Genomic DNA, 24546 nt, shown 5'->3' on the forward strand with positions numbered 1-24546 from the left:
CGGCCATCTGGTCCGGTGTCCAGGGCATTACGTTCTCCCATAAAGGCTGTCCTGGGAATCTACCAGAGACTGCCAGGTCGCCAATGCCGGACTTGCCGCGCTGCCGGCCAATCTGATCGCGTCAGCGGCCAGTAGTGACGTCTGGATAGCTCAAGCGTTTCAATCGCACCTGGCCGATTCTCAGAACCGGTGACGCACGCCAACCACCGCACCAAGCTGATTCGCGCCGGGTTCGACGTTGTAGACCGCTGTGGTAGCCGAGACGTTGTTGTACCCGTTGACGCCCAGGTACGACTTGTCCTTGTTCCGTGCGTATGACACCGATGCATAGACGTCGGTGCGCTTGCTCAGTGTGTAGTCGCCAGTCACCGCGAATAGCCACGGGTCCGAGCCGGTATTGCGGAAGTCCTGATAGTAGGCCGCGCCGGTAACCGAGAAGGCCGGCGTGAACTTGTAGGCCAGGCCAAGCCAATAGAGATTCGAGCCGGCATTGGGCGCCTGTGCGCCGGGTAGCATTGCACCGTCTAGCGCCTTGGCCAGCCGATATCCCGCGAACGCTTTCACGGGTCCGGTGGCGTAGGTGCCGGCCACCGAATAGCGGCGGATGACGGGCGCCTGGTTGGCCGGTGTGCCGACGTGCGCGTCGTCATACGCGGCGCCGACCGAGACCGGGCCGGTCACGTAACTCACATAGGCGCCGAAATCGCGGCCGAACACATTGCTGCCGGCTACCTCGTTGCCGTTCGACTGAAACGAATAGAACGCCGATGCGGTCAGTCCGCCGAACTGGCCGATGTATTTGACCGCGTTGTCCGCGCGCGCGCCAAACTCCGGCGCGATCGACAAAATGCCGTAGCGGTCCGCCAGCGAGGCGGGGTCATAGATGTTGCCGAATTCGCGCAGGGACGTCTGCTGGCGGCCCAGTAGCAATGTGCCGTAGCGGCTTTCCGTTCCGATATACGCATTACGTCCGAACAGGCGGCCGCTCTGACCCGAGACGCCGGTATCGAGATCGAAGCCGCTTTCGAGTACGAAGACGGCTTTCAGGCCCTGGCCCAGATCCTCGGTACCGCGCAGACCCCAGCGCGAGCCGGACAGGTTGCCGGACGTCAGCCTCGTCTGGCTGTTGCCGTTGCGCCCGGCGTTGGTGGTGAATTCGATGCCTGCGTCAGCCACGCCATACAGGGTGATGCCGGACTGCGCATACGCGGTGCCTGCCGCGGTGGATATCGCGAGCAACGCAAATGACTTTTTCATTGGACTTCAAAAGACCGTCAAGGCCAGTCTTGTTCTGGAAAATTTGGCGAGTCGGGCGATCACGGTGCTTCGACCGCGATCGCCCGCATAAGGTGGTGCTAGGACTTGCGTCGCCTGCTGGCCGGCTCATCCACGCGATACTGGCCGGGCATGCCCTTCCATGCGCAGCGGTTGCCGCCGCCGCCCAGCTCGCAGGCCAGCGCGGAAAGCGCCATCGTGGCCAGGATCAACAGTCGATGCATCATGGCGGGCCCCGTTACTTGCGGTCGATATCGAGCACGGCCTGGGCGAATGCCGTGGGCGCTTCCTGCGGCAGGTTGTGGCCGATGCCGCCGGTGAGGTCGCGGTGTTCGTAGCGGCCCGTGAACTTGCTCTTGTAGGCGCTGGGCGCCGGATGCGGTGCGCCGTTGGCGTCGCCTTCCATCGTGATGGTGGGCACGCTGATGGTGGGCGCCGTGGCAAGTTTCTTCTCGATGTCGTCGAACTTCGACTCGCCTTCGACCAGGCCCAGGCGCCAGCGGTAGTTGTGGATCGTGATCGCCACGTGATCGGCGTTGTCCAGCGACACGGCGCTGCGGGCGAAGGTGGCGTCATCGAACTTCCACTGCGGCGATGCCAGCTTCCAGATCAGCTTCGAGAAGTCGTGGGTGTACTTCTGATAGCCAGCCACGCCACGGTCCGTGGCGAAGTAGAACTGGTACCACCATTGCAGTTCGGCCTCGGGCGGCAACGGCTGCTTGCCGGCCGCCTGGCTGCCGATCAGGTAGCCGCTGACGGAGACCAGGCCACGGCAGCGGTCCGGCCACAATGCGGCCATGATGTCCGCGGTACGCGCGCCCCAGTCGAAGCCGGCGACCACCGCGTTGCGAATCTTGAGCGCGTCCATCAGCGCGATCATGTCGACCGCGATGGCGGACGGCTGACCGTTGCGCATCGTATCGGCCGACAGGAACTTCGTCGTGCCATAGCCGCGCAGGTGCGGGATGATGACGCGATAGCCACGCTGCGCCAGCAGCGGTGCCACGTCGACGAAGGCATGGATGTCGTAGGGCCAGCCATGCAGCAGCAGCGCTACCGGGCCATCGGCGGGGCCGACTTCGGCGTAGCCGACGTTCAGCACGCCGGCATTGATCTGCTTGATCGTGCCGAACGACGTATGCGTGCCCGGCGTGACCGGTGTCACCGGCGCCGCCTTGGACACGGCGGACTGGGCGTGGGCCGAGCTGACCAAGCCGAACTGCGCGGCGGCAAGTGCCAGGCTGGCGGTGCCAAGAAAATTACGGCGCGGCAAATCGATGTTCTTCTTCATGATTTTCTCCTTTGCGTCTGACGTTAGCGTTTTACTTCGATGCGGCGGAGGCTCCGCCGGGAATGTGTTGTCGTTGAGTGACGGCCGATGCAATCACCGACACGATCGTGTTTAGCGCCAGAGCGAGCACGCCGATATAGACCGGGAACGAGGCATTGCCAAAATGCACGGTGTAGACAGGTTTCAGCCCCATCTCGATGGCCAGGCCAGTGCCGGTAACGATGCCGGCCAGCCAGCCCGCGAACAGACCGGATGCGGTGAAGCGCCGGCTGTAGAGCGTGAACACCACGGCCGGAAAGATCTGCAGAATCCAGACCCCGCCCAGCAGCTGCAGGTCGATCGCGTACTTCGTCGGCAGGACGACGATGAACAGCAGCGCGCCGAACTTCACGAACAGCGAGAACAGCTTGGCGCTCTTTGCTTCCTGCTCGGGCGTTACGCCTGGGTTGATCAGCGGGCGATACAAATTGCGCGTGAACAGGTTGGCCGCGCCGATCGACATGATTGCCGCGGGCACCAGCGCGCTGATCGCGATGGCAGCCGCCGCGAAGCCGACGAACCAGGACGGGAACAGCTTCAGGAACAGCTCGGGCACGACGTCCGATGCCGAAGTCACGCGCACTCCAGCCGCAATCGCCATGTAGCCAAGCAGCGCGATCAGACCCAGCAGCAGCGTGTAGGCGGGCAACGCAATGGCGTTCTTGCGCACCGTGTTGGCCGATCCGGAAGAAAGGATGCCCGTCAGCGTGTGGGGGTACATGAAGGCTGCCAGTGCCGAGCCAAGGGCCAGCGTGGCGTAGGCGGTGAACTGCGACGGCTGAAGAATCAAACCGGTGGTGCCGCCCTTGGCCGCGAAGAACGCTTCGGAAGCGTGGAACACGGCGCCGTAGCCACCGAGCTTGCCGGGAATGGCCACCACTGCGACGATCACCACGATATAGATCATGATGTCCTTCACGAAGGCAATCATGGCCGGCGCGCGCAGGCCGCTGGAGTAAGTGTAGACGGCCAGTACCCCGAACGCGACGATCAGCGGCAGCTCGCCACTGACACCTAGGCTCTTGATCACGACCTGCATGCCCACCAGTTGCAGCGCGATGTACGGCAGCGTGGCGACGATGCCGGTGATGGCCACCGCGGCCGGCAGCCATTTGCCGCCGAACTCGCCGTGCACGTAGTCGGCCGCCGTAATGTGCTGCTTGCGATGGCAGATCTCCCACAGCTTGGGCATTACCGCGAACACGAACGGATAGACGATGATCGTGTAGGGCATGGCAAAGAAGCCGTACGCACCCACCGAGTAGACCAGCGCCGGCACGGCGATGACCGTGTAGGCCGTATAGAAATCGCCACCCACCAGGAACCAGGAGATGACCGTGCCGAACTGGCGGCCGCCAAGGCCCCATTCGTGCAACTGGTTCAGGTCGCCGCGCTTCCAGCGCGCGGCAATGAAGCCCAGTACGGTGACGAGCGCGAAGAATGCGATGAATACGGCCATCGCCACGCCGTTGATACCCGTGGCGGTGCTCATTTCAGGCTCCGGTAGACGACGTACAGCAGCAGCGACGTGACCGGCACCCAGATGAACTGGTACCAGTAGAAGAACGGGAAGCCCAGCACGGCAGGCTCCGCATCGTTATAGAACGGCACCCACAGCAGCGCGATATAAGGCGCCAGCAACAGCAGCCACACCCATTTGCGGCCGCTCCCTGTATGTCTTGTCTCCATGTATTCCTCCCGGAAATGCTTCGCCGGTGCCCGAAGTCGCGGATCGGACCTGCAGCTACCGACTTGTTGGCAGTGAGTCTAGGGACGCGCCACAAGCGGTTTGTGTCCGGGTTCCGGGGGTTTTGTATCGCAGTGTATTCAGGCCCGGAACATCGGGCATGCGGATACAAAAAGGCGGCTGTCAGGTGCAGCTCGGGGCGTGCACCGGGCTGCCAGGCAGTCCGGATCACGTCCGGCTTCGGGTGGCCAATACGTCTTTGGTATGACCCCGCCACGCCCACGCGCTACGGCGGTCGAACCAACGGGCGATGCACACGGGTGTCGTGCATGCCTACCATGTGCTCATGGGGCGCGAGGGCGGTCGCTCTGGGGAGAAAGAAGATGAACCAACCGAATGGACTCGAAATCGTGCGACTGCGAGCGGCGGCCTCCGCATTGAGCCAGGATGCCCGGCTGTGGCGCTGGTTTTCCGATCAGATGGAAGAGCACCGGCTGTGCTGCGAGCGGACCCGCGATTGGTGGCGCATCACCGTGGCAGGCCGCGAACTTGCCTGCGATCGCTCCTTCGACGTGGCGGTACGCACGGCCTATACGCTGAGCCGGGCGCTGGAAGCGGTGTAGCCCAAGCAGGCCTTGCAGGTTGCCTGCACGGCGCACCAGAACCGTGCGGCGTTACGGAGTCGTTTGCAATTTCGACGAAAGCGCCGATAATTCCGCTTCGCATTGGGCGGACAGACGTCGGTACCACGCCGTTTCCAGGCAAATTCACCGCATCACTGTGCAACTTCGGCAATTGACCGAAGCACGGTCCGCCCCGACTGCGCCAGACGCAGTGCCCAGGGCTGACCCCGTCACCTGGGACGAAAGCCCCCGAATGCATAGTGAGAGTCACGATGAACAGCAGTGCCGCCATGTTGAGCGACCCAACCGACGACGGTGTTGTACTCGTCGTCGATGACGACGACGATGTCAGGCGGGCGCTGTCGGGACTGTTCCGCTCGGTCGGGCTTGCCAGCATCGCCTTTACTTCCGGCGAGGAACTGCTGGCGCACGGTTTCCCCGATCAGGCCACCTGCATCGTGCTCGATGTGCGGCTGCGCGGCGCCAGCGGGCTAGACCTGCAATCCAGGCTCAACCAGGCCGGCAAGAGCGCGTCAATCGTCTTTATCTCCGGCTATGGCGATGTGCCGATGACCGTTGCCGCCATGAAGGCCGGTGCCGTCAGTTTCATCGCGAAACCGTTCCGTGAACAGGATCTGCTCGATGCCGTGAACGAGGCGCTGCAGCGTGACCGCGATCATCGGCAGGCATCGTCGCAGACGCAGCAGTTGCGCGAGTGCTTTGCCGCGCTGACCGGACGGGAGCAGGAGGTCATGACGCTGCTGGTGCACGGCCTCATGAACAAGGAAGTCGCCGACAAGCTCGGCATCAGCCAGGCCACGGTCAAGATCTATCGCGGCCAGGCCATGCGCAAGATGCAGGCACGCACCTTCGCGGACTTGATCATGATGGCGCAGGCGCTGGGTCTGGTGATGACGGGGTCCGAGCCATCGGAGCAAGAGAGCGCCGCCGCCTGAGGCGTACTGCGGCGCATACCTCCGCCGGCGCTTAGCGCAGCAGATTCGTCTTTGCCAGTTCCACCAGTTCGTCGGCGCGGCCGTTCATGACGGCCTTCAAGGCCCAGAGGCTGAATCCCTTTACCTGTTCGGCCTTCAACGCGGGCGGCATGGCCAGTTCCTGCGTGTTGGTCACGACGTCGAGCAGTGCCGGGCCATCGTGCGCCAGCATCGACGCTACGGCTTCCGGCAACAGCAAGGGATCTTCCACACGTTGCGCATGCACGCCCACGGCGCGCGCCATTGCCGCGAAATCGGGGTTTTGCAGCGACGTTCCCGATTCCAGAAAGCCGGATGCCTTCATCTCAAGCGCCACGAAGCCAAGCACGCTGTTGTTGAAGATCACGACCTTCACGGGCAGCCCTTGCTGCACGAGCGTGAGGAAATCGCCCATGAGCATGGCAAAGCCGCCGTCGCCGGACAGGCTCACGACCTGACGGCTGGGGAATGCCGACTGCGCACCGATGGCCTGCGGCAGGGCGTTTGCCATCGATCCGTGCGCCAGCGATCCGATCAACCGGCGCTTGCCGTTCATGCGCAGATAACGCGCCGCCCAGATGGTGGGCGTGCCCACATCGAAGGTGAAGACCGCATCCTCGGCGGCCTGTTCGCTGAGCAGCCTTGCCAGGTATTGCGGATGGATCGGCTTGCGGCCGCTGTCGCCAGTGGCAAGGTCATCTAGTTGCGCGCGGGACTCACGGTAGTGCCGCACGCTGGCGTCAAGGTGCGCGGTGTCCGTCTGCGGTACCAGGCGCGGTTGCAAGGCATCGAGCGTGGCGGCCACATCGCCCACCAGCCCGAGATCGAGCCGCGTGCGGCGTCCCAGGTTCTCAGGGCGCACGTCCACCTGCACCACGCGCGCACCTTCCGGATAAAACTGCCGGTACGGAAAATCGGTGCCCAGCATCACCAGCGTGTCGCAGTTCTGCATGGCGTGGTAGCCGGAACTGAATCCGATCAGCCCCGTCATGCCCACGTCATACGGATTGTCGTACTCGATGTATTCCTTGCCGCCCAGCGCATGCACCACGGGTGCCTTCAACGTCTCGGCCAGCCGCACTACCTGATCATGCGCACCGGCACAACCACGCCCGCAGAGCAGCGTCGTGCGCCGGCTGCCGCGTAGCAGGTCCGACAGCGCGTCGAGCGATGCGGCATCGGGCACCACGATCGGTGCGGACAGGGCCATCGATGCTGGCGCCGACAACGCGCCGGATGCCGCGCGCAACGCTACGTCGCCGGGAATCACGATGACCGCCACGCCCCGGTGTCCGATGGCTGCGCGGATCGCCGTTTCCAGCACGGCTGGCAACTGCTCGACGCTGGTGACCAGCTCGCAGTAGTGGCTGCATTCGCGGAACAGTTGTTCGGGGTGGGTTTCCTGAAAGTAATTGCGGCCGATTTCGGCGCTGGGAATGTGCGCCGCAATGGCCAGCACGGGGACACGTGAGCGGTGGCAGTCGAACAGCCCGTTGATCAGATGCAGGTTGCCTGGCCCGCAACTTCCGGCACAGACGGCAAGTTCGCCGGTCAGGTGGGCTTCGGCCCCCGCTGCAAATGCCGCCGTCTCCTCGTGCCGCGTATGTATCCAGTCGATATCGCCGCGCTGTCGCAGCGACTCGGTCAGTCCGTTCAGGCTGTCACCGACGACGCCATAAATACGGCGCACGCCCACGCCATGTAGCACCGAGGTGATGAGATCGGCTGCATTTTCCGTTGCCATGCTGTGCTCCTTGTCCGGAAGAGGTGCCTGTCGGATAGGCCAGGCGGTGAATGATTCAACCTAGCCTATGGCGCCCCGATCCGCCAGCATTCCAACTGCGTGCAGGCCCTTCCGGATTCGCACGTTGGGCGCGCTAACCGTCCAGCGGAATCGAGAATGCAAAGCGGCTGCCGTGCGGCACCAGTGCCTCGGCGCGCAACTGGCCCTTATGCGCCTCGATGATCGATTTGCAGATGGCCAGCCCCATTCCCATGCCGTTGACCTTGGTGGTGTAGAACGGCTCGAAAACCTGCTCGGCAAGCTCCTGGCCGATACCGGTGCCGGTGTCGGCCACGCTCACTTCGAGCGACGTGCCATCGACGATGCGCGTTGCGATATGCAGCACGCGGGTCCGGTCCTGGATCTCGCTCATTGCATCGATGGCGTTGACAACCAGGTTCAGGATCACCTGCTGCAACTGGATATCGTCACCGAACGCAGTGGGCGGCTCGGCCTCCAGCGACAGCTTCAGCGCAATCTGGCGGCGCTCGATCTCGTTGCGGGAAATGGCGAGGATGAGGCGGATGGCCCGATGGATATCCACCTGCGCCAGTACCGGTGCCGCATTGCGTGTCAGCGCCTGCAGGCTGCGGATCATGTCGCCCGCGCGTTGCCCCTCGCTGCGGATGGCCTCAAGACCCTCGCGCGCGTTGGCGATATCGGGCGTGGCACGCGCAAGCCAACGCAGGCTGGCGCCGGCGTTCGAGACGATCGACATCAGCGGCTGATTGACTTCATGCGCAATCGACGCCGTCAGCTGGCCCACCGTGGTCGCGCGCGCGACGCGGGCCAGATCGGATTGCGCGCTGCGCAGCGCATCCTCGGCCTCGCGCCGTGCGGTGATATCGGTGACCGTTCCCACGTAGTCGAGTGTGCCGTCGTCGCCGGGCAGCGGCTTGCCGATGGCGGCCAGGTAACGAATCGATCCGTCGGCGCGCACGATGCGATGCTCCACGCGAATCGTGGCCTGCCGCGCGACATGCGTCTCGGTGACCTGGCGCACCATGTCGCGGTCTTCCGGGTGCATATGCGACAGGAACACCTCGAACGGCAGCTCGCGCTGATCGCCGTCGAGTTCGTAGATGCGCCGCAATTCCTCGGAAAACGTGAAGCGGTTGCGCCGCAGGTCCCAGCGCCAGCTTCCGGTGTGGCTCACGCTCTCGCCCATTGCCAGTGACGCTTCGCTGGCCCGCAACTCGCGCTCGACCTGCTGGCGGCGTTCGTTCTCGGCAAGCAGGTCGTCATACAGGCGCGCGGTGCGCAGCGAAATGGCTGCCTGCGACGCAATCAGTTCCAGCACGCGCGTGCGGTCCAGCGAGAACGCGTCATGGATCAGGCGATTTTCGAGATAGAGCGCGCCGATGGCCTCGTTGTGGCGCAGCATTGGAATGCAGAGCGCCGACACGCCGACCCCTTCGGCAAGCTGCGCAAAATACGGATCGATTGCGAACGGATTGGCGCCCATTGTGCCGATCACCGCCGCCTGTCCGGTGCGAACCGACGTGTGGAACATCGTCGCCGGCAACGCATTGGCCGTGACCGGATCGTAGGTCAGCTGCACATGGATGCCATCGGCGGTGGTGTCGGCGCACGCTTCGATGATCGGCCCTTCCGGCCGTATGCGGATCAGCAGGCCACGCTGGGCGCCAGCATATTCAAGGACGACCGTCATCAGCTTGTCGACGAGCCGGTCCAGGCGGATCTCCTCGCTTAGTGCGCGAGATGCGCGGATCACGCTGTCGGCATCGAGCGTCTGCGCGTTGGCGCCAAGGTGCCAGGTACGGGGCGTCGCGGTATCGACGATCTCCGGATGCGCATCCTCCAGTTGCCGGGCCTTTCCGATCGCACCCCATTGCCGATAGCCGTCCCGTGCACGACGGCGATGCGCCTCGGCGGCCGATGCCAGCCCTTGCGCGGCGCAGAGTCCTCCCGCACGTTCGTGTGCGATGGCGGCGATGTGCACGAAGCCGTGAGCCGCCGCATGGGCAGCGGCCTGTTCGTACCGCGACATGGCCGTGAGGACGTCGCCTTCCAGACGGGCCAGCTCCGCTTCCACGAGCATGGCCTTGTCGGCAAACGTATGCGGGTTTGCCTGCGCCCAGCCGCGCAGCTTGCGGGCATCGGCACGCAAGGTCTGCCACGCCGCAGCGTCAGGCTCGCCGGGGGCCGACGCGATGGTCAGCGCGCGCAACAGATGGAAATCGAGTTGATGGATATGCGCGGGCGCGGACCACGCGAATGCAGCGGCGCGATCCAGGCACTGCGCGGACAGATCCAGCCGGCCGGCAAGGTAGTGCAAGGTTGCCTCGTACACCGCGTGCCAGAACTCGAAGGTGCTGAGTCGCTCCACCGCCGGTTGTTCGCGTTCCTCGGTGTCTTGCCAGGCAATCGTGCGCAGCCCGTCGACGAAGCGTTGCTGTAGCAGCAGGATTGCTTCCACGTCGCCAAAACGGGCGCCGCGCACGAACTGCAACGCGCGCCCGATTTCGGCATCGACGTCATCGAGCGTGTCGCCGCGCGCCAGCATATTGGCCACGATGTGGCAGCACGCATAGCACGCCGTGGTCACGTCGCCGTGCGCCACGCCGGCGGCAAATCCGGCGCGCGCGCACTCGATCGAATAGGAGAGCGGTTGCGTCCAGACGCTTAGCTGGTCCAGCGGCAGCAAGGTGCGGGCTTCGTGCGAGGCATAGCCGTGCAGGTTGGCCAGCCGGCGTGCCACCTCGCCGTAGCGGAAGCCGTCGGCATGGGCCTCATAGCGATGGCAAACCAGCACGCCAAGCCAGGCGAGCGATGCCGTGGCCGGCGCGCTCATGCCCTGTGCCAGCGTGAGTCGCAGCATCTGGCACAGACCCACGAATGCCAGGTTCTGGTCGGTGAAGCTCGCGGGAATCTGCAACGCCGCCAGCAGTCCCATCGCGGCCTCGGCCCGCGTGTCGGCTACCTTGGGCAGCGCGAGCAATGCCTCGACGCCGGAGGCATCGAGCAGGGGCTTGATCTCGGCGTACAGGGCGTCGCACAAGGCATCGGACGGATGTGGCTGCAGATCGATGCTAAATCCTTGCAAGCCGTCGATAGCGTGCTGCACGGCCAGCGCGTTCTCGGACCGCCGTTGGTGGATTTCAATTTTGAGCCGGTACACGTCGGCCTGGCGCAGCGGGCCGGCCGGCCGTTCGAGCAGTTCGGTAGCCAGCGCCAGCGCGTCGTCGAGGCGGCCTTGCAGGAACCAGAGGTTGGCCTGCTCCTCCAGCAGCGAGAACGCGAGTCCATCGGCGGCTGGCAATGGCACATCGGATCTGCACGCGCACTGCAGGCCGTTCTCCACGTAGCGCAGCGCCGTCGTATATGCCGCGGCGCTGCGCGCGCGTCTTGCCGCATCGAGAAAGAGGGCGGACATCCTGCGTGTTTCGGCAGGGCGTGTTTCCTGCGACTGACCCTGCACCAGTAGATCCGCGGCACGAAATAGCAGGTCGTCGCGCGCATCGGCGCGCACGGCCTGCGCCAGCAGACGCCCGGCATGCAGGCAGATCCGCGCCCGCGTGCCGGCATCGAGCTCGTCATGCGCGGCTTCCTGGATGCGATCGTGCGCGAACACGTAGCCCTGCTCCATCAGCATGATGAGACCCGCCGCACGCGCGGGTGCCAATTGCGCGTGCAGCGCGCGTTCACTGATGTCGAATGTGCTGCACAGTAGCGCGATCGGGGACCGGCTACCCAGACAGGCCATGCCGCCAAGCCGCGCGCGGGTCTCGGCGGGCAGCCGATGCAGGCGCTGCAGGCTCAGTTCGGCCACGTTGTCGGTGTAGCCGCGTTGTTCGATGGCCATCAGATCGAATTGCCAGCTGTCGCCGCTGGCTGCGCAGTAGATCAGCCGCTCGTCGGCCAGCGTTTTCAGGAACTGCCGGACGAAGAACGGATTGCCGAGCGTCTTGATGTGGACCAGATGCGCCAGTGCTTGCAGGCTGTTGTCGGGCGCGTGCAACGCTTCGGATAGCAGCGCGGCGACGGATTCCACGGACAGGTTGCCCACGGCGATGTCTTCCACCGCGGCATGCTCGCGCAGCGTGGTCAGCGGCGGCGCGTCGGGCGTGCGCGTGCTGCAGACCATCAGCAGCGGCAGCTTCACCGAGGCGTCGGTCAGCCATGCCAGCAGCGCCTGCGAGGGCTGGTCCAGCCACTGGATATCGTCGATCAGCAGCACGAATGGCAGATCCGGTTGCGCGAATGCCTGTACCAACTGGCGCATGGCCAGCGCTATATGGACATCGGCATCCGCGCCCTGTGCCGGCGGCGCCGGAGGAAAGTCGTCGACGAGCAGCCGCAGTGCCGGCGCAATACGCGCGGCCACCTGTCCGTAGCTGCCCAGCGTCTGGATCAGGCGCAACTGCCACATGCGGACCGCATCTTCCGGCAGGCCAAGAATCTGATGCACCAGCGCGTGGAATGCGTCAGCCAGCACCGCGTACGGAACATCCTGGCGATACTGGTCTGCCTTGCCGATGGCGCAAAACACGTTGCGCGCGCGCAGCATCTGTACGAAGGCCTGCATGAGCGCGCTCTTGCCTGTGCCCGATGCACCGGTCAATGCCACGACGGTGGGCGTCGTGCTGGTGGATACGCGGGTCAGTGCCTTGTCTATGCGGCCGAGTTCGGCGTCGCGCGCATAGAGACAATCGGGTAGCGTCAGATCGGCAGAGAGATCGCGCTCGCCCGCTTCGAACAGCGCTATCCGGCCGTGCGCCTGCCAGTCGTTGGCACACTTCTGCAGGTCGGCGTGCAGGCCCGCGGCGGATTGATAACGGCGAGACGGGCTCTTTTCCAGCAGCTTGAGCACGATGCGCGAGAGCATCTCCGGCACATCTGGCGCAATCGCAGCGGGCGGCGGCGGCATGCCAGCAACGTGGCCGTGGATCCATTCGCCGAGGTCGTCCGGATTGCGGACGCCGAGCGGCAACTGGCCAGTCAGCAACTGATAGAGGATAACGCCCAGCGAATAGAGGTCGCTGCGCGCATCGATCGCATGACGGGTGCGTCCCGTATGCTCGGGTGACATATATGCCGGAGCCTCGCCGGCGATGGTGATGACCGGTGGCTGGTCTGCTTGCGGCTGCGACTGATGGACCGCGAACCCGAAGCGGCCGATCCGGCAGCGCCTGGCGTCGTCGATGAACAGGCTGCATGGCGTAATCGCGCGATGGATCAGCCCGCATTCGTGCACGGCTTTCAGCGCGGTGCTGGCACCCAGCGCGATCGACAGCACTTGCGCCACGGGCAGGCGCTCACGCAACAGCAAGAACAACGGCGTGCCTACATGGTCGTCATAGACGGACGCAACGCCATTCCGGTAGCGCGCCGTTGCGCGCGGCACGAGCGCCCATTCGGGGCGCAACAGTCCGCGCAGCGCGAATTCGGTTTCGATGCGGCGCGCGGCATCGGACTCCACGCCAGGGGATGCGGCATGTGCCAGCATCACGGCGGTTGCGGTCTGCGCATGTATCCCGCGCGACAGCGCTACGACGCCATCCTGGATAAACGGCTGGAAGCGATACGCGGAGAGGTCAAGGCCACCTGGCAGGCCGGAATCGTTGGTGAGCATGATGCGTGACTCCGGCGGGCAGGCAATGCCTAACCTCCGGAACGAAGCTGCAGGGCGTTTTCAATGCAGAGGATGATAGCCGTATCCTGGAACGGCTTGTGCAGGAAACAGGCAGCGCCGACGTCACGGGCACGCTGTTCGTAGCCTTCCTGAGCGAAGGCCGTCATGAAGATCACCGGCATTCGATAGCCGCGCGCGCGTAGCGCGTCGCACAGCGCAAAGCCATTCATCACCGGCATCTGCACATCGGTGATGACGCAGTCGATGCTGCCGATCGACGGGGATTCCAGCAGTTCCGGGCCGCCGCCGTAGAGTTCCGCGGCCATGTCGAGGGAGCGCACCAGTCGGCCCATTGCATGCCGGACGGAAGCGTCGTCATCGACGATGGCAATCACGGGGGTGGCAGTCACACGAATTCCTTGAGTAGTCGGCAACGGTGGCATGGCACCGCTTGTCTCACAGCATAATCCCGCTGGCCGTTGCTCCATATCATACGGTGGTATTGCCGGCGTGCCGCCAGCATCCCCCGCTCATACTGATGTCACATTCCGCGCGGAAACCGCCAAGGATATTCGCTTCAGGCCGCCGCCGCCACGAATCGGAGCGAACCCATACCAAGGTATTAGTCACGCCCCGTGCGTGGCATCCGGATCAGAAGTTGTGCCGCATGCCCAGTGCAAAGGTCTGCGGATCAGCGCCGGCACTGACGCCAAGCTCGTTGATGGCGAAGTCGTAGATCGCGTTCTTCTTGTTGTTGATGCGGCTGTAGTAGGCAAACAGTGCCGTGCGCTTGGACAGCGGATAGTCGTACCCGATCGTGAATTGCGTGGCGCCTGTCTCCGGGCCGCTGCGGAAAAAGCCGATCGTGTCGGTGGAAGACCCGGTGCCGTTGGCCGCCAGCGCGAAGCCCACGCGGACGCTGCCCGGCCCGAGTTGCTGGACGAGCGATGCGTAGTAGCCGTTGCGCTGGAGGTCGCCGGTGTCGGTGCGGTAGTGAAGGTGCTCGTACACGGCGGAAACCCGGGTGCCCTGGAACAGCTGGTACGCGATGCCGAGCTTCAGGGCGTCGTCGTTGCGGCCAGCGGCCTGATAGTGCTGATGGATCTCGTAGGCGAAGGTCGCATTGAGCGGGCCTTTGTCGTAGACCACGGCCGCCGAGTACAGCGCCGGATTGCGCGGCACCGTGGTTTTTTCCTCGGGCAGCCCCCAACCTAGCCATACGCTGACGCCCGCAAGCTGCGGCGAGCGGTACTGCAGGATGTTCTTCTGCCGGCGGTCGAACGAACTGGTGTCCTGCACGTTGTCCGAACTGGACGTGGACCCGTTGCCGATCAGTGCCATGTAGCCGGCCGTGGTCGGATAGTACGGGTCGTACGCCATCGTCGACTCGGTGTATGGCGTGTGCCAGTGGCCCATGAACAGCAGGCCGTAGTCACCTTGCAGACCGATGCGCGAGTTGCGCGTGGCAATGCCGCCCTGGCCGTTATCGATCGACAGGTTGCTTTCGATCTGCCAGAGCGCTTTCAGCGACCCGCCGAGGTCTTCCTCGCCGCGCAGGCCCCAGACCGACCGGTAGTTGGTCTGGCGTACCACGCTGCCGAGCGATGTGCCGTCGGTGGCCGTGCTGGCGCGCGAATACTCGATGGCGGTATTGAGACGGCCGTAGATGGTGACGCCGCTGGCGGCCGATGCGCAGACCGGTGCAAGCAGAGCGGCCGACAGCGCGAACCGTTTAATGCGTGGCATCTGCCTTCCCATCGTCGCGCGCTGCCAGCGTTGGGCCAGGCGTACCGGTGATCTTGGGCACGCATTCCGAATGGAACCACGCCACGGTTACGGGCTCGCCCGCGATCATGCGTTTGATCGGCGGCACCACCTGTTCGCCGATCAGCATGCCGAGCAGGCCGATCAATGCCACGGCGGGCGGCGCCGGGGAGCGGACCTGCATCAGTGCGTAGATGATGCCGACCAGTACGCCGGCGCCAAGGGAAACAAGATAGATCTTCATGATGGTCTCGCGGAAAGCAGATACGTATCGGGGGTTAGCGTGGCGTGGACGGTAGTCCGACGCCAAGCAGATGCCGCACGCGCGGCGGCTCGCTGGCGACGTGGAAACCCGCCACGTCGCGCTGCAGGTCGGCATCGGCATTAGGTACTCGCCGATGCTGGCGCAGATGTTCCGCCCACGACTCGACCAGGAACCACTCGGTCAGCAGTTCGGGGTTGGCCGGGTCTTCCATGACGCCCCAGCTGAAGGCGCCGTCGCGCAGGCGTTCTTCCGACAGCCGGTGCACGGCACGCAGGAATGCATCGCGGTTAGCGGGCGGAATGCAGTACTCGATCAGGATCATCACCGGGCCGCGGTCGTGGGCAATCTCGTCGGCCATTTCCGGTTCGGGCCAGTGGCGCGCGGGGCCAAGGTCTTCCTCGCCGCGCGGCAGGCGCATACGGTTCAGCAACAGTGCGGCAACGACCAGGCCAACGCCGGCAATCAGCAGCGCAGTGGGCGTGCCCAGTGCCTGCGCGACGAAACCCCAGAGCAGGCTGCCGCCGGCCAGTGCGCCATTAAAGACCATCTGGTACACGGCCAGTGCGCGGCCCCGCACCCAGTTCGGCAGGATCGCCTGGGCCGCGCCGCCCAGCGTGGTGAGCGCCATGATCCAGGCCGCGCCAAGAATCAGCAGCAGCGGCAGCGCCAGCCATACCGGCGGAGCAAACGAGAGCGCGGCCATTACGGCGGCGGTGGCGATCGCGGAAAGCAGCACCATGCCGTCGCCGTCGAGCCGCTTCTGCAGGGCCGGCATCGTCAGCGCGCCAAGAATGGCACCGGCACCCACGGCGCCGAGCAGCACCCCATAGAGTCCGGCTCCGCCGTGCAGCAGTTGCTTGGCTACCAGCGGCAACAAGGCCCATACGCTGCTGCCGAACGCGAAATGCACGGCGGCGCGCACCAGCACGATATGGAGCTTGCTGTGGGCGCGCGTGAATCGCAGCCCGGCACGGAAGGCGCTGAAGAAATGTTCGCGCAGCGGATCACTCGGTTGCACCGGGCGCTTCCACCAGATCAGCGCGGCGATGACAAAGATATAGCTGAGCAGGTCGGCGCAGTAGGTGGCGGCCGCACCGAACGCGGCAAGCAGCAGGCCACCCGTGGCCGGCCCGATGGCGCGTGCGATGTTCACGCCGAGCGCGTTGAGTGCCACAGCCGAACGCAGCGTGCTGGGTGGCACCAGCTCGGGGACGATCGACTGCCACGTCGGTCCCATCATCGCTGCGCCAATACCACCGGCAAAAGCCAGTGCAATCAGGATTTCGATCGTGAGTCCGTTCTGCCACGACAGGAATGCGAGCGTGCCGCTGACCGCGGCCAGCGCGATCTGGATCACGATCAGGAAGCGGCGGCGGTCAAGAATGTCCGACAGCACGCCAGCCGGAATCGCGAGCAGGAAGACCGGCAGTGTTGCGGCGGCCTGGATCATGGCCACGGCCGCCGGCGATGACGACAGATCGGTAGCCAGCCACGCGCTGGCTACGTCGCGCATGAAGCTGCCGATATTGCCGAGGATCGTCGCCACCCAGAGGACGGCGAAAGTGGGCTGGGCGAGAGGTGCGAACGAACCCGAAGGCTTCGCACCGGTTGCGGCGGCCTGCGTCATGCCCGGCTCCGCAGGTCATGCCACGCCACCAGCAGGAACCCGCCCACCAGGCCCAGGTGCTCGAAGAACGCATTCATCAGCATGAACTGCGCTTCGGGCGGAGCGCTCCAGAAACGGTTGGCCATGAACGTGGCGGCCAGCGTGAACGCGGCAAGCGCCAGCGCGCCGAGCCAGCGGTACACGCCGAACAGGATCATGGCCGGGGCGACCAGTTCCAGCGCGATGGTGGCCGCTGCCAGCGGCACGGCCGGCGATAGGCCGAAGTGCTGCATCTCGGCCACCGCCCCGGAGAAGTCGAACAGCTTGACCAACCCGCCTTGCAGATACGCCGCGCAAAGCAGCAGCAGGGCGATCCAGTGCACCCAGCGCGGCAGCAGGTGGGAGGAATTGCCGGCTGCCGCCAGCGGAGAAGACGAGGAATGCATGGCGGGTCTCCGGTTTCAGTTCAGTACGGGTGGCGAGATGCAGCCGGCGTCAGAACGCCCAGCACGAGCAGCCGAGGGCGCCCCAGAAGCTGCTTTCGTCGGACGTCGGCACGCTCGATGTCCAGGCCTTGGCGTGAGCATGACCATGCACGCCGCACGAACTGGCGCAACCGCACGCGGTGTTCATCGCGAGCTGCTTTGCCTTGGCCGTCGGGCGCGGCTGATACTGGCTGCCATGACGGGCCGGCGACCAGTCCGGCATGGCCGGCGGAATGTCCGGCGAATGCTTGCCGAACTCGTTGTCGCCATAGACCACCTTGCCGTCCAGCACCGTCATCACGGACGTGATGTCCTGGATGTCGTCGCCCGGCACGGCGAAGTAGTCGGCCGACAGCACGGCCAGGTCAGCCAGCTGGCCCGCCTTGATCTGGCCCTTCTTGCCTTCCTCGGACGAGAACCACGTGTTGGCTTCGGTCCACAGGCGCAGTGCCGTTTCGCGGTCGAGCAGGTTGGCTTGCGGATACATCGACATGCCGCCCACGGTCTTGCCGGTGGTCAGCCAGTACAGCGACACCCACGGGTTGTACGAGGCCACGCGCGTGGCATCGGTGCCCGCGCCGACCTTGACGCCCTTTTCCAGCATCTTCTTGATCGGCGGCGTGGCTTCGGCGGCCTTCGCGCCATAACGCTCGACGAAGTACTCGCCCTGGTAGGCCATGCGGTGCTGAACGGCAATGCCGCCGCCCAGTGCCGCGATGCGGTCGATGTTGCGGTCGGAAATCGTTTCGGCGTGGTCGAAGAACCAGTTCAGGCCGTTGAACGGCACGTCCTTGGCTACCTTCTCGTAGACGTTCAGCGCGCGGGTGATGGTCTCGTCGTACGTGGCATGCAGGCGCCACGGCCAGCGTTTTTCGGCCAGCAGGCGGATCACCGGTTCCAGGTCGGCTTCCATTGACGGCGGCATGTCGGGGCGTTCGACGCGGAAGTCCTCGAAGTCGGCGGCGGTGTAGACCAGCATTTCACCGGCACCGTTGTGGCGATACAGGTCGTCGCCCTGGCCCGGCTTGACGGTCGACGTCCAGGTTTTGAAGTCGGCCAGTTCTTCCTTGGGCTTCTGGGTGAACAGGTTGTAGGCCAGGCGCACCGTGAGTTGGCCTTCCTTGTGCAGCTCCTCGATGATGTTGTAGTCATCGGGGTAGTTCTGGTAGCCACCGCCGGCATCGATCACGCCGGTCACGCCCAGGCGGTTCACCTCGCGCATGAAGTGGCGCGTGGAGTTCTTCTGGTACTCGGGCGGCAGCTTCGGACCCTTGGCCAGCGTGGCGTACAGGATCGTCGCGTTCGGCTTGGCCAGCAGCAGGCCGGTGGGATTGCCAGCCTTGTCGCGGATGATCTCGCCGCCCGGCGGGTTCGGGGTGTCCTTGTTGTAGCCGACGGCGCGCAGTGCGGCGCCGTTCAGAATCGCACGGTCGTACAGGTGCAGGATGAACACGGGCGTATCGGGCGCCACCGCGTTCAGTTCCTCGATGGTCGGTAGACGCTTTTCGATGAACTGGTGTTCGGTGAAGCCGCCAACCACGCGCACCCATTGCGGAGCCGGCGTGCGGGCGACCTGGTCTTTCAGCATGCGCATGGCGTCGGCCAGCGAGCGCACGCCGTCCCAACGCAGCTCCATGTTGTAGTTCAGGCCACCGCGGATGATGTGCATGTGGCTGTCGATCAGCCCGGGAATGGCCCGCCGGCCATTCAGGTCAATCACCTTGGTCTTTGCGGCCGCGAGCTTCATGATCTCGTCGCGTGTGCCCACGCTGATGAAGCGGCCGTCCTGGATGGCGACGGCATCAGCTTGCGGGTTGGACTTGTCAAGGGTCGTGAACTTGCCGTTGACGAGGATGAGATCGGGAGTCGGGTTCGGTGACATGGCGAAAAGCTCCGAAGAAGCTGCCGCGCCGATTGCGGCAGCCGAGGCGATGAATTGCCGGCGGGTAACTGACATGGCGTCTGTGCGCTTGGGGGTTAGGCGTTCAGGAAGGCCAGCAGGTCGGCGTTGACCTGGTCGGCGTTGATCACGCACATACCATGCGAGGCGCCCGGATAGATCTTGAGCGTAGCGTTCTTGACGATCTTGGCGGACAGCTTGCCCGCGTTGTCGATCGGCACGATCTGGTCATCGTCGCCATGCAGGATCAGCGTGGGCACCGTGATCTTCTTCAGGTCCTCGGTGTAGTCCACTTCCGAGAACTCCTTGATGCACAGGTACTGGCCCAGCACGCCGCCGGTCATGCCCTGCGCCCAGAATGCGTCGATGGTGCCTTGCGAAACCTTGGCATTGGGGCGGTTGAAACCGAAGAACGGCACGGCCAGGTCCTTGTAGAACTGCGAGCGGTTCTCGGCAACGCCCTTGCGGATGTTGTCGAATACTTCCAGGGGCAGGCCGTTCGGGTACGCGGCGCTCTTGGCCATCGTCGGCGGCACGGCGCCGATCAGCACGGCCTTTGCCACGCGCTTCGTGCCATGACGGCCGATGTAGCGTGCCACTTCGCCGCCACCGGTGGAGTGGCCCACCAGCGTGGCGCCCTTGATGTCGAGCGCGTCGAGCACGGCGGCCAGGTCATCGGCGTAGGTGTTCATGTCGTTGCCCTGCGCCGGCTGGTCCGAGCGGCCATGTCCGCGGCGGTCGTGGGCGATCACGCGAAAGCCCTTCTGCACCAGGAACAGCATCTGGGCATCCCAGGCGTCGGCATCGAGCGGCCAGCCGTGCGAGAACACGACCGGACGGCCACTGCCCCAATCCTTGTAGAAGATGCGCGTGCCGTCCTTGGTCGTCACGTAGCTGCCTTGCTTGCCCTGGCGGCCAGCGGCCGGCGCTGCTTCCGCGACGGCGGGCGTCAGGGCGGCCATCGACGCCACGGAGGCGGCGGCTGCGCCAACGGTGCTGCCGACCAGCAGCTTGCGGCGCGAGGCGTCGTGTTGTTCAGCGTTTTGTTGGGGGGCGGCTTTCGACATCAGATTCTCCTGCGTAAAAGTTGTATTCAATTTGTTTGATTTATCTGCCTGGCGCATTACGGCGGCTCTGGCGTTGTGCGCTGGCGATGGAGTGAACTTTAGCGGCGGTCATGCGGTCTCTGCCGCACTCGTGCTGAATATATTGATCAAAAAATTTCAATAAGAATCAGCGGTGCGAATGCGGCGGATTGGCGCTGGCCGGCCCGGCGTGCGGCACGACGGGCCGATCGGCTTTGCTGCCGTGCCTTAGCGCGCCGCCACCGGGGCGATCGACTCGTGCGACGTGGCCGTGCGCTGCGCGGCCTTGTGCACCATCGTGTAGGCGTAGTCCACGCCCATGCCGTAGGCGCCCGAGTGTTCCTTGACGAGCTTCATCACGGCGTCATACGTGTCGCGGTGCGCCCAGTCGCGTTGCCATTCCAGCAGCACCTGTTGCCAGGTCACGGGCACGACGCCGGCCTGCACCATGCGCTGCATGGCGTAGTCGTGGGCTTCCTTGCTGGTGCCGCCGGAGGCATCGGCCACCATGTAGATCTCGTAATCGCCTTCCAGCATTGCGCACAGCGCGAACGTGGTGTTGCAGACCTCGGTCCACAGGCCGGCCACGACGACCTTCTTGCGGCCGTTCGCCTTCAGCGCGTCACGCACTTTCTGGTCGTCCCACGAGTTCATCGAGGTGCGTTCGAGCGTCTTGGCATCGGGGAACACATCGAGGATTTCAGGATACGTGTAGCCCGAGAATGATTCGCTTTCCACCGTGGTAATGGTGGTGGGCACGTTGAAGATCTTCGCGGCCTTGGCCAGGCCCACCACGTTGTTCTTCAGTGCCTGGCGGTCCATCGACTGCACGCCGAAGGCCATCTGGGGCTGGTGGTCAATGATGATCAGCTGGCTGTTCTGCGGCGTCAGCACTTCGAGCTTCGGGTTGGACATGATGAAAATTCCTTGAAACGAAGGTTGGGGCGAAGCGCGGGCGGCTCAGCGTGTGCTGGGACATCCCGCATTGGTTGCATCGGAGTCGTGATACCCGCGGATGGGTACGGTGCAACCCGACGCAAGACTAGACGGCACGGGCCTGTGCAACCATTGGCCCATCGTATTAGGCGATCTCCAGTTGGGATTACCTGTCGCTGGCCAACGCCGCCGTGGTTGCGGGCGGTGGCGTCGGCTGCGTGGTGCGGTTGGCCGGAACCGAGCGGAAATCCAGGCCGGACGCCTGTATGCGTACCTGCGATGCGCGTGCGCGTGCGCTGGATGGAAAGCGTGAGGTGGCGGCGCGGACCGCCGGACAGGCGAGGGCCATCAGGCGCGGAGCAACGCCATTGGGGGCGACTTGAAGCATGAGGGCGATGGTGGTGATACGCATGCGCAGCCTAGGTGTCAGCCTGCGGTATTGCCATACACACATGGTATGAGTGAGAGGCGGCCTGCGGCAGGCATCGCATTGCATGCCGAATCGACGACGCTGTCCACTCACCCAATGGTATGGGTGGCTAAGCGGTGCGCGCTGTGCTGAAATGCGGGGCGGACCGGGGCGCGCCGCCGTCCGCCACCATGAAACGTATCCGCAACAAGCCTAAGCCTTTGAACACCTTGGAGAACAGAGTTGTGACATCGCAGAACGGGGAACCTGCCGGCACTGGCGACGATGCCGACGCACTGGTGCTGATCGTCGACGACGACACCATGCTGCGAGCCGGGCTTGGCAACCTGTTCCGATCCGTGGGCATGGAGGTGGCGCTGTTCAGTTCGGCCGCCGAGCTGCTGGAGTACCGGCTGCCCGACACGCCCTGCTGCCTGGTGCTGGACGTCCGTCTGCGCGGGCCGAGCGGCCTCGATCTGCAGACCCGCCTGGGTCAGATGGGCGTGCATATCCCGATCATCTTCATGACGGGCTACGGTGACATCGCCATGACGGTGACGGCCATGAAGGCGGGCGCCGAGGATTTCATGGCCAAGCCGATCCGCGATCAGGACCTGCTCGATGCGGTGTCCGCCGCAATCGAGAAAGATCGCCTGCGCCGCCGTGGCCTGCGCAAGGTCGAGGATATTCGCGGCAACTACGCCACGCTGACGCCGCGTGAAGCGGAGGTCATGGGACTGGCCGTGTCGGGCCTGCTCAACAAGCAGATCGCCGGCGAGATTGGTATCAGCGAGGTCACGGTGAAGATCCATCGCGGCCAGGCCATGCGCAAGATGAAGGCGCGCACGTTTGCCGACCTGGTGCTGATGGCGCAGCAGATCGGCCTCTGCAAGGCCGAGCAATAGCAATAGCAATAGCAATAGCGCCGCGCTTCGTATCCCAATGTATCTGGCTGTGGGTCATGCACAGTCGCTGACAAGATTCCCGTATCGCCGATATGGTGCCGATACACGGCGCCAGTGAAATGAGGACTCCACATTATTCCGTATGGAGGAGTTCTCATGAAACCGATTCGCCTGATGACCGCCGCCTTGCTGATGCTTGGTGCGGGATTGCAGCTGCAGGCCGCGCACGCGCAGGCTCCTGGCATCCACCGCACGGATCTTGTGCAGCAGCAGATTTCAGTGCCTGGTCACGAGGCTGTGCAGGTGCGCGTGGACTTTGATCCGGGCGCGTTCGCACCGGCGCACAAGCACCCCGGCGAAGAAGTCGCCTATGTGCTGGAAGGTTCGCTCGAATACGTGCTGGAAGGCCGCGCGCCGGTCACGCTCAAGGCCGGTGAGGCGCTTTTCATTCCTGACGGCGTCGCGCATTCCGCCCGGAATGTAGGTTCCGGCAAGGCGTCGGAGCTGGCGACGTATATCGTCAGGAAAGGCGCGCCGCTGGTGGAACTGAAGAAGTGACCGGCTGAGCGGGTCAGCCGGTATGACGGAAAGTCGGTAAGGCGGGGCGTGGTGCGGGTTCAGCCGAACTTGCGCGCCGCGTCCAGTGCCAGCCCGGAGCCGATGCCGCCGAACAGGTCGCCTTCCACGCGCCGCGCACCGGGCAGCAGCCGCGCCAGTTGCTCGCGCAACATCGGCACGCTGCTGGACCCACCAGTGAACAGGATGGTATCGACGCTGTCGGCGGGCACGCCCGCTGTCTTGAGCATGTCTTGCACCGTGCTGGCCGTCTTGCTCACCAGCTTGTCGATCGACTGGTCGAAGTCGTCTCGCGTGATATCGAGCGTGGTGTCAGGCGAGATGCGCGCCAGATCCACCGTGGTCCGGGGGTTCTCTGACAGCGCGATCTTGGCCGCTTCCACCTGAATGGCCAGCCAGTGGCCGGCGCGGTCCTTGATCAGCCGGATCAGCCGGTCGAGCTTGTCGGTTTCGGCCGCATCGCGATAGTTGTCCATCACGATCGACCATGCCTTGCGCGTGTAGACCAGGTTGATCGTGTGCCAGCTCGCGAGATCGAAATACTGGCCCGACGGCATGGCCTTGCCATTGCGGAGTTGGCTGTTCAAGCCCAGTAGCGGCATCACGCTGGCCAGGCTCAGCGCGCGGTCGAAATCCGTGCCGCCGATATGCACGCCGCCGTTGGCAAGGATGTCCTCGCGGCGATCCAGCTTCTTCGCGCGCTCCGGTGACAGGCGCACCAGCGAAAAGTCGGACGTACCGCCGCCGATATCGGCCACCAGTACCAGTTCCTCGCCACTGATGCCGGCCTCATAGTCGAATGCCGCCGCAATCGGTTCGTACTGGAACGCGATGTCGCGGAAGCCGGCATCGCGCGCGATTTCGGCCAGCGTGTCTTCGGCAAGCTGGTCGGCCACGGCGTCTTCATCGATGAAATGCACGGGACGGCCGAGCACCGCCGCGTTGAATTCGCGGCCGGCGGCACGTTCCGCGCGGCCTTTCAGCTCGCCGATGAAATGTGCCAGCAGCTTGCGGAATGGCATGGCCTGGCCCATGACCTCGGTGCTGTCGTCCATCATCGACGTGCCAAGCAGGCTCTTGATCGAGCGCATCATGCGGCCTTCGTAGCCCGCCAGGTAGTCGGCAAGCGCCGCGCGGCCGTAGCTGACCAGCGGGTCCTCGGCATGGAAGAAGAGCACGGATGGCAGCGTGGCCTTGCCGTCTTCCAGCGGCAACAGCGTCGGTGCGCCGGGACGCAGCCAGCCAACGGTGGAATTCGACGTGCCGAAGTCGACGCCGCAAGCGTTTGTGGTCATGGGGAATACAGGGGTTCAGGTGCAGCAGAAAGCAGACGGCGCGCGGATGAAA

General features: G+C 64.6%; 21 protein-coding genes. 4 read left to right on the top strand and 17 right to left on the bottom strand.

Translation table 11 applies throughout. The annotated features are described in order from the left end of the window. Positions 1-180 precede the first annotated feature (180 nt). The 5 genes from AC3FLX_RS02130 to AC3FLX_RS02150 form a co-directional block, all read right to left on the bottom strand. Positions 181-1257 (bottom strand): porin, encoded by a 1077-nt coding sequence (locus AC3FLX_RS02130; protein WP_488693417.1) that lies wholly within the window; start codon positions 1255-1257, stop codon positions 181-183. A gap of 98 nt (positions 1258-1355) precedes the next feature. Then, positions 1356-1502 (bottom strand): MarR family transcriptional regulator, encoded by a 147-nt coding sequence (locus tag AC3FLX_RS02135; RefSeq protein ID WP_488693418.1) that lies wholly within the window; start codon positions 1500-1502, stop codon positions 1356-1358. A gap of 11 nt (positions 1503-1513) precedes the next feature. Continuing rightward, positions 1514-2566 carry an alpha/beta fold hydrolase gene (locus tag AC3FLX_RS02140; RefSeq protein WP_488693419.1) on the bottom strand — a complete coding sequence of 351 codons (1053 nt, stop codon included), beginning with the start codon at positions 2564-2566 and terminating at the stop codon, positions 1514-1516. Between the two features lie 31 nt (positions 2567-2597). Continuing rightward, positions 2598-4097, bottom strand: a complete 1500-nt coding sequence (gene mctP / locus AC3FLX_RS02145) for a monocarboxylate uptake permease MctP (RefSeq protein WP_488693421.1) — start codon at positions 4095-4097, stop codon at positions 2598-2600. Then, positions 4094-4294 (bottom strand): DUF3311 domain-containing protein, encoded by a 201-nt coding sequence (locus AC3FLX_RS02150; protein ID WP_488693423.1) that lies wholly within the window; start codon positions 4292-4294, stop codon positions 4094-4096. Before AC3FLX_RS02150 ends, mctP begins: the two co-directional genes overlap by 4 nt. Before the next feature lie 381 nt (positions 4295-4675). Here AC3FLX_RS02150 and AC3FLX_RS02155 point away from each other — a divergent pair, with 381 nt between their 5' ends. Together AC3FLX_RS02155 and AC3FLX_RS02160 are read left to right on the top strand one after the other, a co-directional pair. Next, entirely contained in the window at positions 4676-4915 is a 240-nt protein-coding gene (locus AC3FLX_RS02155) for a hypothetical protein (protein WP_488693424.1), read from the top strand. A gap of 290 nt (positions 4916-5205) precedes the next feature. Beyond that, positions 5206-5871 (top strand): response regulator transcription factor, encoded by a 666-nt coding sequence (locus tag AC3FLX_RS02160; RefSeq protein ID WP_488693425.1) that lies wholly within the window; start codon positions 5206-5208, stop codon positions 5869-5871. Between the two features lie 31 nt (positions 5872-5902). On the opposite strand, the gene poxB is transcribed toward AC3FLX_RS02160, so the two are convergent. The 11 genes from poxB to AC3FLX_RS02215 all read right to left on the bottom strand — a co-directional run bounded on the left by poxB (position 5903) and on the right by AC3FLX_RS02215 (position 21697). Then, positions 5903-7633, bottom strand: a complete 1731-nt coding sequence (poxB, locus tag AC3FLX_RS02165; RefSeq protein WP_488693427.1) for a ubiquinone-dependent pyruvate dehydrogenase — start codon at positions 7631-7633, stop codon at positions 5903-5905. Positions 7634-7766: 133 nt separating this feature from the next. Then, positions 7767-13268 carry an AAA family ATPase gene (locus AC3FLX_RS02170; RefSeq protein WP_488693429.1) on the bottom strand — a complete coding sequence of 1834 codons (5502 nt, stop codon included), beginning with the start codon at positions 13266-13268 and terminating at the stop codon, positions 7767-7769. A gap of 29 nt (positions 13269-13297) precedes the next feature. Beyond that, positions 13298-13678 carry a response regulator transcription factor gene (locus AC3FLX_RS02175; protein WP_488693430.1) on the bottom strand — a complete coding sequence of 127 codons (381 nt, stop codon included), beginning with the start codon at positions 13676-13678 and terminating at the stop codon, positions 13298-13300. Between the two features lie 241 nt (positions 13679-13919). Beyond that, the gene (locus AC3FLX_RS02180; protein ID WP_488693432.1) at positions 13920-15014 is read right to left on the bottom strand and encodes a porin; all 1095 of its coding nucleotides are present in this window, start codon (positions 15012-15014) and stop codon (positions 13920-13922) included. Then, positions 15001-15276, bottom strand: a complete 276-nt coding sequence (locus AC3FLX_RS02185) for a XapX domain-containing protein (RefSeq protein ID WP_488693434.1) — start codon at positions 15274-15276, stop codon at positions 15001-15003. The genes AC3FLX_RS02180 and AC3FLX_RS02185 overlap by 14 nt, the downstream gene beginning before the upstream one ends. 34 nt (positions 15277-15310) lie before the next feature. Continuing rightward, a complete protein-coding gene (locus AC3FLX_RS02190) occupies positions 15311-16924 on the bottom strand; it encodes an MFS transporter (RefSeq protein ID WP_488693436.1) in 1614 nt (537 codons plus the stop codon). Next, a complete protein-coding gene (locus AC3FLX_RS02195; protein ID WP_488693438.1) occupies positions 16921-17349 on the bottom strand; it encodes a DoxX family protein in 429 nt (142 codons plus the stop codon). Before AC3FLX_RS02195 ends, AC3FLX_RS02190 begins: the two co-directional genes overlap by 4 nt. A 49-nt stretch (positions 17350-17398) precedes the next feature. Further along, positions 17399-19270 (bottom strand): amidohydrolase, encoded by a 1872-nt coding sequence (locus AC3FLX_RS02200; protein WP_488693440.1) that lies wholly within the window; start codon positions 19268-19270, stop codon positions 17399-17401. Positions 19271-19365: 95 nt separating this feature from the next. Further along, positions 19366-20355, bottom strand: coding sequence for an alpha/beta fold hydrolase (locus tag AC3FLX_RS02205; protein WP_488693441.1), 990 nt, complete (start codon positions 20353-20355; stop codon positions 19366-19368). A 246-nt stretch (positions 20356-20601) separates the two neighbouring features. Beyond that, the gene (locus AC3FLX_RS02210; protein WP_488693443.1) at positions 20602-21288 is read right to left on the bottom strand and encodes a hydrolase; all 687 of its coding nucleotides are present in this window, start codon (positions 21286-21288) and stop codon (positions 20602-20604) included. A 187-nt stretch (positions 21289-21475) separates the two neighbouring features. Then, positions 21476-21697, bottom strand: a complete 222-nt coding sequence (locus AC3FLX_RS02215; RefSeq protein ID WP_488693445.1) for a hypothetical protein — start codon at positions 21695-21697, stop codon at positions 21476-21478. A gap of 266 nt (positions 21698-21963) precedes the next feature. Between AC3FLX_RS02215 and AC3FLX_RS02220 the strand changes: the two genes are divergently transcribed. Both AC3FLX_RS02220 and AC3FLX_RS02225 read left to right on the top strand, forming a co-directional pair. Continuing rightward, entirely contained in the window at positions 21964-22623 is a 660-nt protein-coding gene (locus AC3FLX_RS02220; RefSeq protein ID WP_488693446.1) for a response regulator transcription factor, read from the top strand. Between the two features lie 156 nt (positions 22624-22779). Continuing rightward, a complete protein-coding gene (locus AC3FLX_RS02225) occupies positions 22780-23181 on the top strand; it encodes a cupin domain-containing protein (protein ID WP_488693448.1) in 402 nt (133 codons plus the stop codon). A 59-nt stretch (positions 23182-23240) separates the two neighbouring features. Here AC3FLX_RS02225 and AC3FLX_RS02230 read toward each other — a convergent pair whose 3' ends face one another. Beyond that, a complete protein-coding gene (locus tag AC3FLX_RS02230) occupies positions 23241-24494 on the bottom strand; it encodes an Hsp70 family protein (protein ID WP_488693450.1) in 1254 nt (417 codons plus the stop codon). Positions 24495-24546: the final 52 nt, after the last annotated feature.

Source organism: Cupriavidus sp. 291-E7, from assembly GCF_057798835.1.

Excerpts from the sequence above, each read along its gene's own strand:
- poxB (WP_488693427.1), bottom strand. The coding sequence starts at position 7,633 with ATGGCAACGGAAAATGCAGCCGATCTCATCACCTCGGTGCTACATGGC.
- AC3FLX_RS02190 (WP_488693436.1), bottom strand. The coding sequence starts at position 16,924 with ATGACGCAGGCCGCCGCAACCGGTGCGAAGCCTTCGGGTTCGTTCGCA.
- AC3FLX_RS02185 (WP_488693434.1), bottom strand. The coding sequence starts at position 15,276 with ATGAAGATCTATCTTGTTTCCCTTGGCGCCGGCGTACTGGTCGGCATC.
- AC3FLX_RS02180 (WP_488693432.1), bottom strand. The coding sequence starts at position 15,014 with ATGCCACGCATTAAACGGTTCGCGCTGTCGGCCGCTCTGCTTGCACCG.
- AC3FLX_RS02205 (WP_488693441.1), bottom strand. The coding sequence starts at position 20,355 with ATGTCGAAAGCCGCCCCCCAACAAAACGCTGAACAACACGACGCCTCG.
- AC3FLX_RS02170 (WP_488693429.1), bottom strand. The coding sequence starts at position 13,268 with ATGCTCACCAACGATTCCGGCCTGCCAGGTGGCCTTGACCTCTCCGCG.
- AC3FLX_RS02130 (WP_488693417.1), bottom strand. The coding sequence starts at position 1,257 with ATGAAAAAGTCATTTGCGTTGCTCGCGATATCCACCGCGGCAGGCACC.
- AC3FLX_RS02160 (WP_488693425.1), top strand. The coding sequence starts at position 5,206 with ATGTTGAGCGACCCAACCGACGACGGTGTTGTACTCGTCGTCGATGAC.
- AC3FLX_RS02215 (WP_488693445.1), bottom strand. The coding sequence starts at position 21,697 with ATGCTTCAAGTCGCCCCCAATGGCGTTGCTCCGCGCCTGATGGCCCTC.
- AC3FLX_RS02225 (WP_488693448.1), top strand. The coding sequence starts at position 22,780 with ATGAAACCGATTCGCCTGATGACCGCCGCCTTGCTGATGCTTGGTGCG.
- AC3FLX_RS02155 (WP_488693424.1), top strand. The coding sequence starts at position 4,676 with ATGAACCAACCGAATGGACTCGAAATCGTGCGACTGCGAGCGGCGGCC.
- AC3FLX_RS02140 (WP_488693419.1), bottom strand. The coding sequence starts at position 2,566 with ATGAAGAAGAACATCGATTTGCCGCGCCGTAATTTTCTTGGCACCGCC.
- AC3FLX_RS02200 (WP_488693440.1), bottom strand. The coding sequence starts at position 19,270 with ATGTCACCGAACCCGACTCCCGATCTCATCCTCGTCAACGGCAAGTTC.
- AC3FLX_RS02195 (WP_488693438.1), bottom strand. The coding sequence starts at position 17,349 with ATGCATTCCTCGTCTTCTCCGCTGGCGGCAGCCGGCAATTCCTCCCAC.
- mctP (WP_488693421.1), bottom strand. The coding sequence starts at position 4,097 with ATGAGCACCGCCACGGGTATCAACGGCGTGGCGATGGCCGTATTCATC.
- AC3FLX_RS02210 (WP_488693443.1), bottom strand. The coding sequence starts at position 21,288 with ATGTCCAACCCGAAGCTCGAAGTGCTGACGCCGCAGAACAGCCAGCTG.
- AC3FLX_RS02230 (WP_488693450.1), bottom strand. The coding sequence starts at position 24,494 with ATGACCACAAACGCTTGCGGCGTCGACTTCGGCACGTCGAATTCCACC.
- AC3FLX_RS02135 (WP_488693418.1), bottom strand. The coding sequence starts at position 1,502 with ATGATGCATCGACTGTTGATCCTGGCCACGATGGCGCTTTCCGCGCTG.
- AC3FLX_RS02150 (WP_488693423.1), bottom strand. The coding sequence starts at position 4,294 with ATGGAGACAAGACATACAGGGAGCGGCCGCAAATGGGTGTGGCTGCTG.